This is a genomic window from Lutimaribacter degradans, assembly GCF_023703375.1.
Classification (GTDB): domain Bacteria; phylum Pseudomonadota; class Alphaproteobacteria; order Rhodobacterales; family Rhodobacteraceae; genus Lutimaribacter; species Lutimaribacter degradans.
Map to the genome: position 1 here is coordinate 61,557 of NZ_JAMQGO010000010.1, position 17,212 is coordinate 78,768.

A 17,212-nucleotide genomic window follows, 5' to 3' on the forward strand; every position below is an offset into this window, starting at 1 on the left:
ATTGACCGCGCCGGATTGCTGTTGTTTGGTTGCAGCGACCATAGGGAGGATGACCAATGTTGAACGCTTTGAAATGGGCCGCAGGGGCAATGGCCGCGAGCGCCATGCTGGCCGCACCGGCCTGGGCGGAAACCCGCGTGACCTATAAATCCGCCAAGGCGGGCACGTCCTATTACCAAATGGGTGTGCAGATTTCCGAGGCGATGAAGGCCGGATCGGGCGGTGATATCGTCGTGACGGTGGAAGAGGGGCAAGGTTCGGTCCAGAACGTGATGGAGGTGCGCGCGCGCGGCGCCGATTATGTCTTTACCACACCGCCCAGCCTTGTCGGGCTGGCGCAGGGCGGAAAGGCCATGTTCGAGGGCAAGAGCGACCCTGCCTTTGACGAGATCCGGGCCCTCTTTCCCATCCCGTCGTTGACCATGCATTTCGTGATGTCCGCCGATAGCGGCGTCGAAACCTTTGCCGACATGGAGGGCAAGACCATCCTGTTGGGCAAAGGCAGTTTCGGTGCGCGCGAAGGCGAGAAATACCTTGGCCTGTTCGGGCTTGAGGGCAAGGTGACCATCGCCGATGCCGAATTGTCGAACGCGGTTGCCGCGCTCAAGAACGGGCAGATCGACGGATTTGTAACGGCCGGCAGCTGGCCCGCACCAAACGTGGTCGAAGCCGCGGCATCGACGGGGGTCACCGTGCTGTCGCTAAGCGACGAACAGGTGGCAGAAACCAAGCGCACGCGTCTTGTCATCCCGGCGGGCACCTATGCCGGGCAGGGTGGCGACATCGTTACCACCTCGTTGCCCGTGGTCGCCTACACCACCACCAAGATGGATGACGACACGGCCTATGAGCTGACCAAGACATTCTGGGAAAGCAAGGGCCGGATGGCCGAAAGCGCCGCATGGTGGGCAGGCGTTGACGCCGCGCTGATGAGCACCATCACCGGCAAGCTGCACCCGGGCGCGATCCGCTATTACCAGGAAGCGGGCATGCCCGTGACCGAAGACCAGATGTAAGCCAGGCGGATTGGCAATTGGAAACGGGGCCGGGCCGGTTTGGCCCGGCCTTTCACGTCACGGGGGGCGTAGATGACGGCGCGACAGGATTTGCCGGAAAACCGGCTGGCACAGGGGCTTTGGTTGGGGTTGGCCGCCGTTCTGGTTGCCTTTCACATCGGCCTGATCTTTTCCGGGCTGGTGCCCAACCTTGTCAGCCGCCCGCTGCACATGGCGCTGATCCTGCCGTGGGTTTTCCTTTACGGCGCGACGGGCCGGCGGCTGGGCACGGGCGCGGCGCTATGTGCCGTTGGCGTGGCGGGCAGCGTCTGGATCGCCTGGAATGCCGACAGTCTGAGCGACCAGTACGGCTTTCTTGAAAGCCGGTTCCAGGTCTGGCTGGCGTTTGCCCTGCTGGGCGTGGTGATCGAGGCCGCGCGCCGCGCCATCGGCTGGCCGCTGCCGATGGTGGCGCTGGCCGCGTTGCTCTACGCGTTCTTCGGCCAGCACATTCCGGGCGAATTCGGCCATTCCGGCACGCCGCTGCGGTCGTTCCTGGGCACGATGGTGGTGGCCGAGGGCGGCATTTGGGGCAGCCTGACGGCCGTGTCGGTCGGCGTGGTTTCAATCTTTGTCATCTTCGGCGCAGTGCTGAACGCGGGCGAGGCGGGGCAGGGCTTCATGAACGTGGCCGCCGCGGCAGCCGGGCGGCTGAAAGGCGGGGCTGCCAAGGTGTCGGTGCTGTCCTCGGCGTTGTTCGGGTCGATCTCGGGCTCGGCCAGTGCCAATGTCGCCTCGACCGGCGCGATCACGCTGCCCGCGATGGCCAAGCTGGGCTACCCGCGCCGCCTGGCCGCGGGCGTCGAGGCTGTGGCCAGTTCCGGTGGGCAGATCATGCCGCCGCTGATGGGCGCGGGGGCCTTTGTCATGGTCGAGTTGACGGGCACACCCTACACCCAGATCATCGCGGCCGCCTTCCTGCCAGCTATCTTGTATTTCTGGGCGGTGTGGGTTGGCATCAACGCCTATGCCACCCGCTTTGACCTGCGCGGCATCGACGCGGCAGACCGCCCCGTGCCGCGCGACGTGATGGTGACGGCGCTGTTTTTCCTGATCCCTTTCGCAGTGCTTTTGCTGGGCATGTTCGTTTTGGGGTACACCCCGCAATATGCGGCCTGCCTTGCCATCATCGCGGGCGCGGTTTTGTTGCTCACGGGGGCCGACCTGCGCCTTGACGCCAGGCGCACCGGAACCCGCGTGGTCGAGGCATTGCTGACCGCATCGAAACAGGTTGCGATGATCGCGTCGATCATCTTGTGCGCATCGATCATCATCGGCGTTCTGGGGGTGACGGGGCTGGGCGTGAAAATCACCTCGGTCATCCTTGAAGGGTCGGGGGGGCTGCTTTGGGCCTCTCTCTTGCTGACGGCGCTGGCCTGCCTCGTGCTGGGAATGGAGGTGCCGACAACCGCAGCCTACGTCATTTGCGTATCGGTTGCGGGGCCTGCGTTGATCGAGCTGGGGTTGGAGCCCTTGCAGGCGCATTTGTTCGTGTTCTGGTTCGCGCTCTTGTCCACGATCACGCCGCCGGTTTGCGGCGCGGTGTTCATCGCGGCGGGCATGATCGGGGAAAACTGGTTGCGCGTGGCGGTAACGGCCATGGCGCTGGGCGTGGGCCTGTATCTGATCCCGCTGGGCATGATCGCGCAGCCGGCCATCATCGGGTTGGCCCAGGCGCCGGGTGCGGCTCTGATGGCATTTGGCTTGATCGGCGCGGGGCTGGCGGCGATTTCATTCGCGTTGATCGCGCGGGCACCCGTGCTGTTGCGGGCGCTGTTCGCCGGCCTCGGTGTCTTGTTGATTTTCGGGCCGGCTGTGCTGTGATCTGCAAGATATCGCGTTCTGCATATCGCGTCGCCTTGTCGCAACGCGTGGTCCCGCACGAGATGTTATTTATATTCCAAGTTTATGATGTAACTTTAAGGAGACTTGGATGAAACGTATTCTCACCGCTGCAATCGTTGCCGCTGCCGCCCTTGCGGCCCCAATGGCCAAGGCTGAAGCCCCTTCGAAACTGGTGACCGTGCTGACCGCGCCGGAACCGCAGACCCAGTTGATGGCGATGGTTCTGACCATGCAGGCCGTGGCGCAGGGCAAAGAAGCACATATCATGCTTTGTGGACCCGCTGGGGACCTGGCGTTGAAGGATGCGCCCGACAGCGCAACCGAAGGTCAGCCGCCCCGCGACATGAGCCCGCAGGGCCTGATGCAGCAGATCATGACCAAACCGGGAACCAAGGTCGAGGTTTGCGCGATCTACCTGCCGGGCAAGGGCGCGCAGGCGGATGTGCTGCTGGACGGTGTCACCGTGGCCAAGCCGGACGAGATGGCCGGATCGATCATGGACGAGAATGCGCGCGTCATGAGCTACTGATCTGCGCCGGTTGAAACCGGAACGAGATCATGGGCGCGGCGGGCTATCCTGCCGCGCCCTTTCATTTGCACGGGACGCGCCTTTCGGTTGCCGTTGTTCAAGGGCCTCGGGCAGGGGTGTTTTCGGAGATCCGAAGCAGGCGCCACCGCATTGCCCCGGGCGCGCACCCCATGTATCAGGGGAAAAATTTCGGCTTTCCCATAAGGAGCAGCGCATATGGCGTCGTATCAGTATGTCTATCACATGCAGGGGGTGTCCAAGACCTACCCGGGTGGCAAGAAGTGTTTCGAAGATATCCACCTGAATTTCCTGCCCGGCGTGAAGATCGGTGTCGTCGGTGTGAACGGCGCGGGCAAGTCGACGCTTTTGCGGATCATGGCAGGCATCGACACCGAATTCCAGGGCGAGGCATGGGCCGCGCAAGGTGCGAAGGTGGGGTATCTGCCCCAAGAGCCCGAACTTGACCCGAACCTGGATGTACGCGGAAATGTCATGCTGGGCGTGGCCGACAAAAAGGCCAAGCTTGACCGGTTCAACGAACTGGCGATGAATTACAGCGACGAGACCGCCGACGAGATGGCGCAGCTGCAAGACGAGATCGACAGCGAGAACCTGTGGGACCTGGATAGCCAGATCGACGTGGCGCTCGAGGCGCTGCGCTGCCCGCCCGACGACGCGGATGTGACATCGCTTTCGGGAGGTGAAAAACGGCGCGTGGCGCTGTGCAAACTTCTTTTGGAAGCGCCTGACATGCTTCTTCTCGACGAACCGACCAACCACCTTGATGCCGAGACGATTGCCTGGTTGCAGCAGCACTTGATCGACTACAAGGGAACCATCCTGATCGTCACACACGACCGTTATTTCCTGGATGACATCACGGGCTGGATTCTCGAACTCGACCGAGGGCGGGGTATTCCTTACGAAGGGAATTATTCAAGCTGGCTGGAGCAGAAGGCCAAGCGACTGGAGCAGGAAGCCCGCGAGGACAAGTCGAAGCAGAAGACACTGGAGCGCGAGTTGGAATGGATGCGTGCCAGCCCGCGTGCGCGGCAAGCCAAGTCGAAGGCGCGGATCAACGCCTATAACGATCTGGCCAACCAATCCGAACGCGAAAAGATCACCCGCGCGCAGATCGTCATCCCGGCGGGCAAACGCCTGGGTGGCAAGGTGATCGAGGTGAACGGCCTGAAAAAGGCGATGGGCGACAAGCTGCTGATCGAGGATCTCTCGTTCTCGTTGCCGCCCGGCGGCATCGTGGGGGTGATCGGGCCGAACGGCGCGGGCAAGACCACGCTGTTTCGCATGTTGACCGGGCAAGAACAGCCCGACGAGGGCAGCGTGGAATACGGCGATACGGTTGAATTGTCCTACGTTGACCAGACGCGCGACGCGTTGCCCGCGGACAAGACCGTGTGGGAGGTGATCTCGGGCGGGAATGACATCATCCAACTGGGCGATGCCGAGGTGAACAGCCGGGCCTATTGCTCGGCATTCAATTTCCGCGGCGGTGACCAGCAAAAGAAGGTGGGCGTGCTGTCGGGCGGCGAGCGAAACCGGGTGCACATGGCCCGGCTGCTGAAATCGGGCGGCAACGTGCTGCTGCTTGACGAACCGACAAACGACCTGGACGTGGAAACGCTGCGTGCTTTGGAGGATGCGCTGGTTGATTTTGCAGGCTGCGCCGTGGTGATCAGCCACGACCGATTCTTCCTCGACCGTATATGCACGCATATCCTTGCCTTCGAGGGCGAGGCGCATGTGGAGTGGTTCGAGGGCAATTTCGAAGATTACGAGGAAGACAAGAAACGGCGCCTGGGTCCTGACGCGATGGAGCCCAAGCGCATCAAGTACAAGAAATTCGCCCGCTAACCGCGGCAATGCCCGCTTCCACGGCCCGTGCCGCATTTCGCGGCGCGGGCCGTTTTTCGTTTTCTCGCTTGTCTGCGGCGTTGTTCGTTCCCATCTCGGGTACACGTTCAAAACAAGGAGACTGCCATGCAATGCCCGATCGACGGAAACACGCTGCAAATCGCCGAGCGCAATGGGGTGGAGATTGATTTTTGCCCACAATGCAGGGGTGTCTGGCTGGATCGTGGCGAACTGGACAAGATCATTGATCGCAGCATGACTGAGGCAGTTCCCCCCGCGCACGGCAGCCATGACGAGAGGCCGCGCAAGAAAAAGCGTGAAAGCTTTTTGTCCGAACTTTTCGATTTCTAGGCAAGCCCGATGACGGGCTGGTGCAGCAAACTGCACCGGCTCTCGGTGCAGAGACGAATCGGCAAACCGGGCCCGACGTGATTGTTATCACTCCCGGGACCGCAAGATGCTGTTGAAACTTTCGCCCGCCTGCGGGGGCGATTTCTGGACTTTGTCGCAGGCAAAGCCAACTTCATTCGAAGGATCTATTTCACCGTGGAGCTGAGAATGACCGAGCAAGAACGCCAGAAGCAGGTTTACGAACAAGCGATGGCAAAGATTCGCGAAAAAGAGCGGGTAGAGCAGGGATTCGCAGGCGGCTTGGTGGCCGTGGCCCTTGGCATGCAAGAGATCGACAAGCTGGAAAGCTGGGGTGAATGGGCGCGCACCTTCTGTTTCCTCTTCGCGATGGCGCTGCCACCCTTTTTCGTGTGGGCGGTTTTGCTGGAGTGAGGGTTTTGCTTGCTATCGGCAGCGAAACCTGTCATACGCAATTTGCTAAGACCATCTCTACGATCCTTCTGTTTTCCGACCACCGGCACGCAGTCTTCGATCCAGACGTGACTTTGCCGGGCCGCTGCATGTTGCGAGCGGAATGAAAACTGAAAGGAATCTCACATGGCTAATGGCACTGTGAAATGGTTTAACACCACCAAAGGCTACGGCTTCATCGCACCGGAAACGGGCGGCAAGGACGTGTTCGTGCACATCTCGGCTGTCGAACGTTCGGGCCTGACCGGCCTGGCCGATGACCAGAAAGTCACCTTCGACATCGAAGCTGGCCGTGACGGTCGCGAAAGCGCGATGAACATCGCGCTGGCATAAGCCACGCCGATATCGAATTTCAAGGCGCGGTCCCGGAAACGGGGCCGCGTCTTTTTTGTTCATCGCGCTTTGACTGGTACCGCGCATTGGGGCTAGGCTGATCGCGACCTTGAGGAGGGGCCCGGCATGAAATTCTTGTGCGCCTTGGCGGCACTTTGCGTTCTGGGCGCCTGCGGCGTGCCCTTCGTCCCCTTCATCTGACTTCGACCCAGCTCGAAAAACAAAAAGGGAGCAATGAAATGCGTATAATGGCAATCGCTTTGGTAATGGCCGCGGGAATCGCCCAGGCCGACGAGGTGGCGATCACGAAGGGGCAGATGTCTGTGACGGTTGAAACGCCGCAGGGACAGCAAGTGATCGAACGTATCCAGGACACCGAGAACACGATTACCGGTGAATGGGCCAAGACATCGCGCCCATGCCCTAATTTCTGCATCCAGCCAATCGTTCCGGCGCCCGGCGTGACGCCAATCGGCGAGCTGGAGTTGATGGAATTTCTCAACGACCCTGAGGTGGTGGTCATTGATGGCCGCGTACGGCGCGATTACCAAACCGGGTCAATCCCCGGCGCAATCAACGTGCCCTATACCGAGGCCGCCGACCGACTGGGAGAGTTGGGATGCGAGATTGATTTCGACGGTTTCATCTGCGACGGCGACAATGTGAAAAGCGCGGCGCTTTATTGTAACGGGCCTTGGTGCGGCCAGTCGCCCACCGCGGCGCGCCGTATGATCGAGGCCGGATTTCCCGCCGAAAAGATCTATTACTACCGTGCGGGTATGCAGGGCTGGCGGATGCTTGGGCTGACCGTCACGGGTGAGTGAATGAGCGACCTGCCCGTCATCGGGGCGCAATTGTCGGTGCTGGATCTTGACCGGCACCGCGACTGGATTTTCGAGAAAGACCGCGACATCGAGCTGCCCGAGTTCTGCATGGCCGATATTCTGGCCAAGCCCGAGCCGTTCATCGCCATGGCGCTGGACAAGCTCCGGGGTTGGAACGGTCGGCTCGGCATCCACGGGCCGTTTTCGGGCTTTGAACTGGATGTGAAGGACCGCGATATTCGCAGCATTGTCCAGGCGCGCCTGGATCGTGCGCTAGAGGTCTGTGCCCGGTTGGGGGCCCGGCAGATGGTGATCCATTCGCCCTATGATCCGTGGGATGCGCAGAACCTGGATAATGCCCCGAGAGGCCGCGCGAAATCGGTAAGCCAGATACTCGACACGCTGGCGCCGGCCCTGAAACGCGCGCAGGCCGAGGGCGTTGAAATGGTACTGGAGAATATCAAGGACACCGATCCGGGCCTGCGTCGCGCGGTGGTCGAGGCCGCCGACACCCCGGCCCTGCGCCTGTCGGTCGATACTGGCCATGCGCTTTGGGCGCATGTCTCGGCCGGTGCGCCGCCCGTCGATCGCTTCGTGCAGGATGCGGGCGCGTTGCTGGGCCACGTTCACCTGCAAGATGCGGATGGCTATGCCGATCGCCACTGGGTGCTGGGCGAGGGTGACACGAATTTCCACCCCATTTTTGACGCGCTGCGCGGGCTGGAGGCAAGACCCCACCTGATCGTCGAAATCAACGACTTCTCACGCGTGCCGGAAAGCGTGGCGTATTTGGAGCGGTTGGGGCTGGGAGCATGAGCGTTGTGCGCGGCGGCTCATTTCTTTCGCCGCTTCACATTCCCACCCCTTTGCCCGGGCCTGCCCGCGGTTGATCGACCGCGCGATTTCGTGGCCTGTTCGCTCGCCCTTTCGACTGCCTGCTGGCGGGCCAACGGGTCGTCGTGCACAGCCAGGTCCACGGCTTCCAGCCGTTTGACCTCGTCGCGCAAGCGGGCGGCTTCTTCGAATTCAAGGTTCTCAGCGGCCTTGCGCATATCCAGGCGCAGGCCATCAAGCACTGCCTGCATGTTCGAGCCTTGCAGCTTTTCGTCGACCGTCGCGGTCACGCGGTTCAGGTCTACATCGCCCTTGTAGAGGCCCTGCAGGATGTCATCGACGTTTTTCCTGATAGTCTCGGGCGTGATCCCGTGTTCCTCGTTATAGGCGACCTGCTTGGCGCGGCGGCGGTCGGTTTCGGCCAGCGCACGTTCCATCGAGCCGGTGATACGGTCGGCATACATGATGACGCGGCCCTCGGCGTTGCGCGCGGCGCGGCCGATGGTTTGGATCAGCGAGGTTTCCGAGCGCAGGAACCCCTCCTTGTCGGCATCGAGGATCGCCACGAGCCCACATTCGGGAATATCCAGCCCCTCGCGCAGCAGGTTGATCCCGATCAGCACGTCGAACGCGCCCAGCCGCAGGTCACGGAGAATCTCGATCCGTTCGATCGTGTCGATATCGGAATGCATGTAGCGCACGCGCACGCCCTGCTCGTGAAGATACTCGGTAAGGTCTTCGGCCATGCGTTTCGTCAGCGTTGTGCACAGCGTGCGATACCCGTCGGCCGACACGCGCCGCACCTCGTCAAGCAGGTCGTCGACCTGCATTTCTACGGGGCGGATTTCAACCTGCGGGTCCAGCAGGCCCGTGGGGCGGATGACTTGTTCGGTGAACACGCCGCCTGTCTGCTCCATCTCCCACGATCCGGGGGTGGCCGAGACGAAGATGGATTGCGGGCGCATCGCATCCCATTCCTCGAATTTCAGGGGGCGGTTGTCCATGCAGGATGGCAGTCGGAAACCGTGTTCAGCCAAGGTGAATTTCCGCCGATAGTCGCCCCGATACATGCCCCCGATCTGCGGCACGCTGACGTGCGATTCATCGGCGAAAACGATGGCGTTGTCGGGGATGAATTCAAACAGGGTGGGGGGCGGTTCGCCCGGTGCGCGCCCGGTCAAGTAGCGGCTGTAATTCTCGATCCCGTTGCAGACGCCCGTGGCCTCAAGCATTTCCAGGTCGAAATTGGTGCGCTGTTCCAAGCGTTGTGCCTCTAGCAGCTTGCCTTCGCCCACCAACTGGTCAAGCCGCTGGCGCAGCTCTTTCTTGATGTTGATGATGGCCTGCTGAATGGTCGGCTTGGGCGTTACGTAATGCGAATTGGCGTAAACGCGCACACGCTCCATGCTTGCCGCTTTTTCGCCGGTCAGGGGGTCGAACTCGGTGATCGCCTCCAACTCTTCACCGAAAAATGACAGCTTCCAGGCCCGATCTTCAAGGTGCGCGGGCCAGATTTCCAGGCTGTCGCCGCGCACGCGGAACGATCCGCGCTGGAACGCCTGGTCATTGCGGCGGTATTGCTGGGCTACCAGATCGGCCATGATGGCGCGTTGGTTATACTCTTTCCCGACCTCCAGGTCCTGGGTCATCGCGCCGTATGTTTCGACGCTGCCGATACCATAGATACAACTGACCGAAGCCACGATGATCACGTCATCGCGTTCCAGAAGCGCGCGCGTGGCCGAGTGGCGCATCCGGTCGATCTGTTCGTTGATCTGCGATTCCTTCTCGATATAGGTGTCGCTGCGCGCCACATAGGCCTCGGGCTGGTAATAGTCGTAGTAGCTGACGAAATATTCGACCGCGTTTTCGGGAAAGAAGCCTTTGAATTCGCCGTAAAGCTGCGCTGCCAGCGTCTTGTTCGGGGCAAGTATGATCGCCGGTCGCTGCGTTTCCTCGATCACCTTGGCCATGGTGAAGGTCTTGCCGGTGCCGGTGGCGCCCAGCAACACCTGGTCCCGCTCGCCCGCGTCGATGCCGCCCGAAAGCTCGGCGATCGCCGTGGGCTGATCGCCCGACGGGGTGAACTCGGTATGCATGATAAATCGTTTGCCCCCTTCCAGCTTTTCGCGCGCCTTCACGTCGGGGGCGGGCGAATGAAGGAGCGGCTCCGACTTGTCGGAATGGGCGTATGGCATGAGAATCTCCGGCAGCGTTGTTTCAGATTTGATCTGTTTTTGTTCCAGTTCAACCCCGTAACCCTGACAGAGGGGGCCACCCTGCGTGAAATGCCGAGCACCGGCTTTGTCGTTCCGGCGCAATCTCTTACCCAGCCTGCTTAAATTGAGCATTCGCAGAAATACATTTCAAACTCATCTATTTGTTGCGTGGTTTCGGGCTGTGTTGCTACGCTGATAGGGCAAGCAGTGTGCTTTGTCGCGCCTTTGGCTGCACACCCACCCCTCGCTCCCCGTAGTCTGGGCGCAATCAAGGCAACTGTTTGCACCCTTCCAATATCACCCTCAACCCCTTGCCCATCGGGCTGATTTCAAGGATAACACCCGCAAGGACTGAAGCGAGAGACATTCATGCGCGCACGTATCTACAGACCCGCCCGAAACGCAATGCAATCCGGCACCGCCAAGAGCAAGCATTGGGTTCTGGAATATGCGCCGGCGTCTCGGCGCGAGGTTGACCCGTTGATGGGCTGGACTTCGTCAAGCGATACGCAGGCGCAGGTGAAGCTGCAGTTCGCTTCGAAAGAGGCTGCGCTGGAATACGCCGAGGCGCATGGTATCGACGCCATCGTGATGGAGCCCAAGACGCGCAAGCCGAACGTGCGCCCTGGCGGCTATGGCGAGAATTTTGCCACCAACCGGCGTGGTTCCTGGACGCACTGACAGTAATTTTTGACGGAAGGATGTGTTCGCGACGACGCGGTGTTGGCCGCATCGTACCGTTTGGCGTTTACACTGCGTAGTGCTGATCCATCGCCGCTTTTACACCAAGCCAGAGGCTGGTTCGGCTGACGGGTTTTTTCAGGACAACATCGCCAGGCGCTCCGGGTAGCGGCGTGAACCTGTTGATTGATGCGTCGCTGCTTAGCAGGATGACCGGCCTGAGAGGGAAGGAGCGTTTGACTGCTTCATTGAATTTGCCAAGCAATACTTGATCAGACTCGAAACTGTCGGCATCGACGATGAACAGGTCCGAGGTCTTGCCGCATTTCAATAGCCACTCGTGGTAGCCGACTCTGTCATGAACATTGACCACCGTCAGGCCGTAAAGCTCTTCCAACCATGTCCTGGTGTCACTGGTTGCGAAAGAACTGTCCGCAAATAGCATTGCCTGGCCAAGCGGAAGTTGGCCGCGGGCGGATAATTCCCGGCGATCATTCGCCGGTGTGGGCGCAGGGGTAGAAATGCGTCTTTTCGGCACATCCTTAACGTGCGATACTTCGGGTAACAGGCGCTGAACGTACCGTTTGCTCTGGCCTTTCAGCCAGTCCGGTAATAAAGGGTTAGCCTGCTTTTGAGTTAGCGTGGAAGTAGTAAAAAATTGCCGCATTGTGATGTATCCACTGTTTTTTTCACGATAACTGTGATAAAAAACAGATGTCAATAGAACAATCTGAGGGCGTCGCTGTCGTATCGGCAGGTTTGGAGGAGAGGAAATGCTGGCGAACGGGCTGGTATCAAGGGTGAGTTTGTCGCCGAAGGTTACGCCTTCGACGTCTCATGCTTGGCACCTTGAACTTGGGCCATAGCCGGAAGCGCTTGATTGCGGCGTATAGCCGACTGACGTGAATTTATGGGAGGGGGCGCCGCACTGGCTTCGGCGCTACTTTGAAAGCCACCAGACGAACCGAGGCGATTGATGAGAGACATGGCGGGAATCAAAGTGGTTGACTTTGGCAACGAAGAAGGTAACCACGCCGCGTTGGAAGAACTGGTAAAAGAGCTTCCTTCGGATCAGGCGCGGCTTTTTCTGGCCTTGATCAGATGCGTCGGTTTGACAGAGATCTTAGAAAATCCAGGAGTTTATCTTGATCTTCTTGAGAAAGCGCCCCGAGATAGTTCAAAAGGGAACCCTTGATGTTCGTCTCGGGCGAGATCCCCAGAAGGGTGCCTGGCAAGACGTCCAGCGCATTTTCCAGGGAAATCACCGTGGAAACGCGTGGGTTCTTCACGCGGCGCTCTTCTATGTCCTTCACCGCCCGGGGGTTAAGCCCCGCTTTCACGGACAAGGAATGAGGGCTTAGGCCCTTTTCTTTCATGATACGCAGAAGTTGACTGCGAAATTCTTCAAAATCGAAACCCGTTGAAACATCAAAACTCACAGCATCACACTCCGCACTCGGTTGCTTGGGTAACGCACCCATACACAGGTACCCTCTTTTAGTGGTTTATACTTCCCGACGCTTACTTAAAGCGATTGAAGGAACGCATCAAGATATTGCATGTGGTTATTGAAGATAGTCAAGCTATTCCTTAAGGCTTGCAAGGTTAAAAAGGGTATTGCATAGGTCATGTGCGCGTGCGCACTGCGGTCCCATAGCTCAACAGGATAGAGCAGCTGACTTCTAATCAGCAGGTTCGGGGTTCGAGTCCTCGTGGGATCGCCACTCGCGGCCCAGCAAGGTGCGGGCCGCAAATGGCAGGTGCCATAATGTCAGTGACGTGGCAAAAGGCGGTCCACCAGCCCCAGCCAATACCCCACGCCAACCGGAATAGCGGCATCGTTGAAATCGTACGTGGGGTAGTGGACCATTGCGTTGTTCCTGCCGGGCTGATCGGTGCCCATCCAGATGTAGTTGCCCGGACGTTCGTTCAGCATGAACGAGAAATCCTCGCCCGCCATACATGGCTCGTGTTCGCGCAGAACACCGCTCTCGCCAACCAGCGCCGCGGCGGCCGCGGCGGCTTCGTCGGTTTCGGCGGAATGGTTTACCGTAGGCGGGTAGTTCTTGCGATAATCAATGATCGCCTCGGCGCCAAAACCGGATGCGACCCCTTCGGCGAGGCTGCGAATCCGCGCCTCGGCCATGTCGCGCGTGGCGGCATCGAAGTACCGGACGGACCCGCCGATAACGGCCTCGTCGGGCATTACAACGTAGGCATCCGACCCCTTGAACATCGACACGCCGATCGTGGCGGTGTCGTGGGGCGAGACATTGCGCCCCGGTACGCTTTGAATGGCAGTCACGAGATGGGCGGCTGCCAGAACGGTATCAACGCCCAGATGCGGCAACCCCGCATGGGTACCTTGGCCCCGGATGGTGATGTCGAAGTAATCGATGCCCGCCATGATCGGCCCGGACAGTGCGCAGAACTGGCCCAGCGGTAGTCCGGGCCAATTGTGCAAGCCCCAGACCGATTGGCAATTCGCGCGTTCGAACAACCCTTCGCGCACCATGATGCCACCGCCACCGCCGCCTTCTTCGGCGGGCTGGAAAATGAGGGCGACAGACCCCGCGAAATCACGCGTTTCGGCCAGGATCTTTGCCGTGCCCAACAGCATCGCTGTGTGCCCGTCATGGCCACAGGCATGCATCGCGCCGGGGTTGACGGACTTCCACGGCACATCTGTATGTTCCTGCATTGGCAGCGCGTCCATGTCAGCGCGCAGTCCGATCATGGGGCCGTCCTGTTCGCCGTGGATAATGCCGACGACGCCGGTGGTGGCCATCCCGGTGATGACCTCGTCAACACCGAACTCGCGCAGTTTCTCGGCGACGATCCCGGCGGTGCGGGTCTCCTCGAACCCGATTTCGGGATGCGTGTGCAGATCCCGACGCCAGGCGGTGATCTCTTCGTGCAGGTCGGTGATGCGATTGTGGTGACGGGATTTGAGTGAGGTTTCTGCCAAGACGGAACTCCTTTTTTGCGCCGCTCAAGAGATAACGAATAAGTCAACAAAGTGCGAGGCACTTGATGGAAAGGCCTCGCCGCGAACGAAAAAAGGGGCGCCAAACGGCGCCCCTTTTCGTCTCTCCCGGTGGTGGCTACTGGCGAGCCAGAAGCTTCCACTTGCCATCTTCTACGACCGAAATGGTGATTTCGTTTGCACCCTGGTGGTCGCCAGGCCCGTAGCTGATCTGCGTATCCAGAAGCTCGGAATAGTAGTCGACCGACTCCATGGCCGTCTTGAAGGACTCATGCGTCAGGTCGGGCCCTGCGGCCTCAAGCGCCATGATCAGCGTTTCGGCGGCATTATAGCCAAGCATGGCAAATCCGCCGGCGGGCTGACCGTATTCCTCTTCATAGGCCTCGATGAAGGCAGCAGGCACCGGGTCTTCGGCGCGCGCGGCCAGGTCAACCCAGCCCGCGGCGGCGTAAAGACCATCGGTCACGCCGTTCGGCACGGCGGCCACGGGCTCCAGGAAACCGGCCGAGGTGTTGAGGAACTTGGCCTCGGTCCAGCCCAGTTGCTTGGCCGTGCCGACAACCGTGATGCCGGCGCGCACACCCAGCGCCATCACGATGGTTTCGCAGTTCTCACTGCGCAGCTTTTGAACGGCGCCGACGAAATCCTGCTCATCCGGCTTGTGCGTGGTTTCCGCGACAAAGGTCGTGCCCAGGTCTTCGGTGCTTTCCTTCGCGGCGCTTGAGATCTCGATGCCGAAATCGGTGGGCAGATACATCGCGCAGACATTCGTGTACCCGAACTCGTCTTTCAGATACTCGATACCCGCGATTGCCTGGTCGTAGTAGCTTGCAAATCCAGTGTACTTGTTGTCGATCGGTTCTGCCAGCATCTCGCGCGCTGCCGAAAGCGGGTTGAGGTTCGGGATGCCCTTGGGGTCCATGATCTTGAAGCCCGCCAAGTTGTGCGGCGTGCCCAGGCTGAGCATCATCGCGAACACGCCGTCCCGGTTGACCAACTTGTTGTAGGCCTGTGCGGCCTTGGGCAATTGATATGTGTGGTCCTCGACCACGAACCGGATCTTGCGGCCATGCACGCCGCCGGCCTCGTTGACCTCGTCGATCTTGAGGTTGGCGCCGTTGATCGCAGGCACGCCGATTGCGGCAAAGATGCCGGACAGATCGTTGACCGATCCGATAACGATTTCATCGTCGCTCACGCCTTGTGTCTGGGCCCAGGCGGCCTGCGTCATGCCCAGTGCCAGCGCACTGCCCAGGACGGATTTCATCAGGGTATTCATCGTGGTCTTTCCTCCCTTGGTCTCGCCCCGTTCTTGCAGGGCTTGGTCAATACATATCATCAATCAACGCCTTGTGGCGCTTTTCCACAAAGCCGCGCTTCAACTTCATGGTTGGTGTCAGTTCCTCGTCCTCGGCGGTCAGCAGCACGTCGATCAGGCGGAAATCCTTGATCTGCTCGACGCGGGCGAATTCGGTATTCACCTGCTTGATCTCGGCGCCGATCAGGTCTTGTACCTCTTGCGCACGGCAAAGCGAGGCGAAATCGGAAAACGGCACCTTGTTCTCTTGCGCATATTTCTCGACGTTTTCCTGGTCGATCATCACCAGGGCGGTCAGATATTTGCGCTTGTCGCCGATGATCACCGCGTCGTTGATGTAATGGCTGAACTTCAGCCGGCTTTCGATTTCGGCCGGCGTGATGTTCTTGCCGCCTGCCGTGATGATGATGTCCTTTAGTCGCCCGGTGATGGTGACATACCCATCATCGTCGATCCGCCCCACATCGCCCGTGCGCAGCCAGCCGTCATCGGTATAGGTTTCGGCCGTCTTTTCGTTGTTGCGCCAATAGCCCTGGAAATTGTTCAGACCCCTAGTCTGAATTTCGCCATCCGCGGCGATGCGCACATGCACGCCGGGGACGGGTTTTCCGATGGTGCCCACCTTGTTCTCGGTCGGGGTGTTGATCGTGGCGATGCCGGCTGTTTCGGTCATGCCGTACCCTTCGACCAGAGGCACGCCGATGGACCAATACCATTTCAACAGTTCTGGCGATATGGGCGCAGCGCCGGTGCCGCCCCGGCGCATCCGGTCAAACCCCAGCATGCGGCGCAGGTTCTTCAACACCAGGTGATCCCAAAGCCAGAAATTCAACGCCGTGGCGGTGGGCACATTGCCGGTTTCCATCAGCGCCTTTGTGCGTTTCTGCCCCGCCTGTAGCGCCATCTTGAACGACATGCGGCCAATCCACGTGGCCTCTTGCGCCAGGATCAGCACGCGGGAGTATATTTTCTCCCAAACGCGCGGCACGGCGGTAAAGGTCATCGGGCTGACCTCTTGCAGGTTGTCGAACACCGTTTCGGGGCTTTCGGCAAAGTTGACCGTGCATTTCGCCGCCAGCGGGAAATAGATCGACACGTCACGTTCCAGGATGTGGCACAGCGGCAGGAAACACAGCTGTTCGTCATCCGGTTCGGCGGGCAGCCCGTGGGCACCGGCGGTGATGGCGGACATGATGTTTTCGTTCGACAGCATCGCGCCCTTGGGCATTCCGGTGGTGCCCGAGGTATAGATCAGCAGCGCGGTATCCTCGGGGCGAGATTGGTTGATCTCGGCTTCGAATTGCCCGGGCTCGGCCGCGTCGACCTCTTGCCCGACCCGGTAGAACTCCTCGATGAAGATGCACCGATCATGTTCGAGATCGTGCAGCCCCTCGTCTTCGAGGATGATGACCTTGAGAAGATCAGGCACGTCGCTCTCGATCTCGAGGAACTTGTCCAGTTGTTCCTCGTTCTCGACGACCAGGAACCGCGAGCCGCTGTCGCGCAGCAGGTACGAAAGCTGATTGGCGCTATCTGTCGTGTACACGCCAGAGGCGATGCCGCCGACGCACTGGATGCCTAGGTCGAAATACGCCCATTCCTTTCGGTCCTCCGAAAGGATCGACACGCATTCACCGCGTTCGAGCCCCAGCTTGCGCAGGGCCATGCCGATCCACTTGGCATGGGTCCAGTAATCGGACCACGTGTAGGCCTGCCAGATGCCCATGTCCTTTTCGCGGTGGGCGGTGCGACTGCCCAGCTCCTTGCAGCGGGCGGCAAACAGTTTGGCGATTGTATCCTGCCCGTCGACCGTGACGGGCCGCGCGTCGGGCAGGGCGTTGAACACGACGCCGTTGATGGTGATCTTGTCCGATGCGGCATTGGCGTTCATCGC

Annotated in this window: 16 protein-coding genes and 1 tRNA gene; 11 read left to right on the forward strand and 6 right to left on the reverse strand. The window is 60.1% G+C overall.

All coding sequences use genetic code 11. The features are described from left to right. Positions 1-56: 56 nt before the first annotated feature. The 9 genes from M8744_RS13960 to M8744_RS14000 all read left to right on the forward strand — a co-directional run bounded on the left by M8744_RS13960 (position 57) and on the right by M8744_RS14000 (position 8,096). Positions 57-1,016 carry a TAXI family TRAP transporter solute-binding subunit gene (locus M8744_RS13960; RefSeq protein ID WP_256474169.1) on the forward strand — a complete coding sequence of 320 codons (960 nt, stop codon included), beginning with the start codon at positions 57-59 and terminating at the stop codon, positions 1,014-1,016. 72 nt (positions 1,017-1,088) lie between these two features. Further along, the gene (locus tag M8744_RS13965; RefSeq protein WP_251418824.1) at positions 1,089-2,879 is read left to right on the forward strand and encodes a TRAP transporter permease; all 1,791 of its coding nucleotides are present in this window, start codon (positions 1,089-1,091) and stop codon (positions 2,877-2,879) included. A 109-nt stretch (positions 2,880-2,988) separates the two neighbouring features. Beyond that, positions 2,989-3,429, forward strand: a complete 441-nt coding sequence (locus M8744_RS13970; RefSeq protein ID WP_251418826.1) for a DsrE family protein — start codon at positions 2,989-2,991, stop codon at positions 3,427-3,429. A gap of 216 nt (positions 3,430-3,645) precedes the next feature. Continuing rightward, complete coding sequence (gene ettA / locus M8744_RS13975) at positions 3,646-5,301, forward strand: energy-dependent translational throttle protein EttA (RefSeq protein ID WP_251418828.1); 1,656 nt, start codon at positions 3,646-3,648, stop codon at positions 5,299-5,301. Positions 5,302-5,427: 126 nt separating this feature from the next. Next, positions 5,428-5,652, forward strand: a complete 225-nt coding sequence (locus M8744_RS13980; protein WP_251418830.1) for a TFIIB-type zinc ribbon-containing protein — start codon at positions 5,428-5,430, stop codon at positions 5,650-5,652. 207 nt (positions 5,653-5,859) lie between these two features. Next, positions 5,860-6,084 (forward strand): hypothetical protein, encoded by a 225-nt coding sequence (locus tag M8744_RS13985; protein ID WP_251418832.1) that lies wholly within the window; start codon positions 5,860-5,862, stop codon positions 6,082-6,084. Positions 6,085-6,249: 165 nt separating this feature from the next. Continuing rightward, on the forward strand, positions 6,250-6,456 hold the full coding sequence (locus M8744_RS13990) for a cold-shock protein (RefSeq protein ID WP_251418834.1): 207 nt from the start codon (positions 6,250-6,252) through the stop codon (positions 6,454-6,456). 248 nt (positions 6,457-6,704) lie between these two features. Then, the gene (locus tag M8744_RS13995; RefSeq protein WP_434481372.1) at positions 6,705-7,280 is read left to right on the forward strand and encodes a rhodanese-like domain-containing protein; all 576 of its coding nucleotides are present in this window, start codon (positions 6,705-6,707) and stop codon (positions 7,278-7,280) included. Continuing rightward, positions 7,281-8,096 (forward strand): sugar phosphate isomerase/epimerase family protein, encoded by an 816-nt coding sequence (locus M8744_RS14000; RefSeq protein WP_251418838.1) that lies wholly within the window; start codon positions 7,281-7,283, stop codon positions 8,094-8,096. It abuts the gene before it with no gap. A gap of 17 nt (positions 8,097-8,113) precedes the next feature. Here M8744_RS14000 and uvrB read toward each other — a convergent pair whose 3' ends face one another. Further along, complete coding sequence (gene uvrB / locus M8744_RS14005) at positions 8,114-10,312, reverse strand: excinuclease ABC subunit UvrB (RefSeq protein ID WP_251418840.1); 2,199 nt, start codon at positions 10,310-10,312, stop codon at positions 8,114-8,116. A gap of 390 nt (positions 10,313-10,702) precedes the next feature. Here uvrB and M8744_RS14010 point away from each other — a divergent pair, with 390 nt between their 5' ends. Next, complete coding sequence (locus tag M8744_RS14010; protein WP_251418842.1) at positions 10,703-11,014, forward strand: ETC complex I subunit; 312 nt, start codon at positions 10,703-10,705, stop codon at positions 11,012-11,014. Positions 11,015-11,081: 67 nt separating this feature from the next. Here M8744_RS14010 and M8744_RS14015 read toward each other — a convergent pair whose 3' ends face one another. Together M8744_RS14015 and M8744_RS14020 are read right to left on the reverse strand one after the other, a co-directional pair. Further along, positions 11,082-11,735: a hypothetical protein gene (locus M8744_RS14015; RefSeq protein WP_251418844.1), complete on the reverse strand. Its 654-nt coding sequence runs from the start codon at positions 11,733-11,735 to the stop codon at positions 11,082-11,084. 376 nt (positions 11,736-12,111) lie between these two features. Next, the gene (locus M8744_RS14020; protein WP_251418846.1) at positions 12,112-12,453 is read right to left on the reverse strand and encodes a helix-turn-helix domain-containing protein; all 342 of its coding nucleotides are present in this window, start codon (positions 12,451-12,453) and stop codon (positions 12,112-12,114) included. A 208-nt stretch (positions 12,454-12,661) separates the two neighbouring features. Between M8744_RS14020 and M8744_RS14025 the strand changes: the two genes are divergently transcribed. Then, positions 12,662-12,738 (forward strand) — tRNA-Arg (locus tag M8744_RS14025). Between the two features lie 47 nt (positions 12,739-12,785). On the opposite strand, the gene M8744_RS14030 is transcribed toward M8744_RS14025, so the two are convergent. The 3 genes from M8744_RS14030 to M8744_RS14040 form a co-directional block, all read right to left on the reverse strand. Beyond that, on the reverse strand, positions 12,786-13,982 hold the full coding sequence (locus M8744_RS14030) for a M20 aminoacylase family protein (protein ID WP_251418848.1): 1,197 nt from the start codon (positions 13,980-13,982) through the stop codon (positions 12,786-12,788). 136 nt (positions 13,983-14,118) lie between these two features. Further along, the gene (locus tag M8744_RS14035; RefSeq protein WP_434481373.1) at positions 14,119-15,279 is read right to left on the reverse strand and encodes an ABC transporter substrate-binding protein; all 1,161 of its coding nucleotides are present in this window, start codon (positions 15,277-15,279) and stop codon (positions 14,119-14,121) included. A gap of 46 nt (positions 15,280-15,325) precedes the next feature. Continuing rightward, positions 15,326-17,209, reverse strand: a complete 1,884-nt coding sequence (locus M8744_RS14040; RefSeq protein WP_251418850.1) for an AMP-dependent synthetase/ligase — start codon at positions 17,207-17,209, stop codon at positions 15,326-15,328. Positions 17,210-17,212 lie beyond the last annotated feature (3 nt).

Coding starts and splice junctions, on each gene's coding strand:
- M8744_RS13960 (WP_256474169.1), top strand. CDS start 57: ATGTTGAACGCTTTGAAATGGGCCGCAGGGGCAATGGCCGCGAGCGCC.
- M8744_RS13965 (WP_251418824.1), top strand. CDS start 1,089: ATGACGGCGCGACAGGATTTGCCGGAAAACCGGCTGGCACAGGGGCTT.
- M8744_RS13970 (WP_251418826.1), top strand. CDS start 2,989: ATGAAACGTATTCTCACCGCTGCAATCGTTGCCGCTGCCGCCCTTGCG.
- ettA (WP_251418828.1), top strand. CDS start 3,646: ATGGCGTCGTATCAGTATGTCTATCACATGCAGGGGGTGTCCAAGACC.
- M8744_RS13980 (WP_251418830.1), top strand. CDS start 5,428: ATGCAATGCCCGATCGACGGAAACACGCTGCAAATCGCCGAGCGCAAT.
- M8744_RS13985 (WP_251418832.1), top strand. CDS start 5,860: ATGACCGAGCAAGAACGCCAGAAGCAGGTTTACGAACAAGCGATGGCA.
- M8744_RS13990 (WP_251418834.1), top strand. CDS start 6,250: ATGGCTAATGGCACTGTGAAATGGTTTAACACCACCAAAGGCTACGGC.
- M8744_RS13995 (WP_434481372.1), top strand. CDS start 6,705: ATGGCAATCGCTTTGGTAATGGCCGCGGGAATCGCCCAGGCCGACGAG.
- M8744_RS14000 (WP_251418838.1), top strand. CDS start 7,281: ATGAGCGACCTGCCCGTCATCGGGGCGCAATTGTCGGTGCTGGATCTT.
- uvrB (WP_251418840.1), bottom strand. CDS start 10,312: ATGCCATACGCCCATTCCGACAAGTCGGAGCCGCTCCTTCATTCGCCC.
- M8744_RS14010 (WP_251418842.1), top strand. CDS start 10,703: ATGCGCGCACGTATCTACAGACCCGCCCGAAACGCAATGCAATCCGGC.
- M8744_RS14035 (WP_434481373.1), bottom strand. CDS start 15,279: ATGAATACCCTGATGAAATCCGTCCTGGGCAGTGCGCTGGCACTGGGC.
- M8744_RS14040 (WP_251418850.1), bottom strand. CDS start 17,209: ATGAACGCCAATGCCGCATCGGACAAGATCACCATCAACGGCGTCGTG.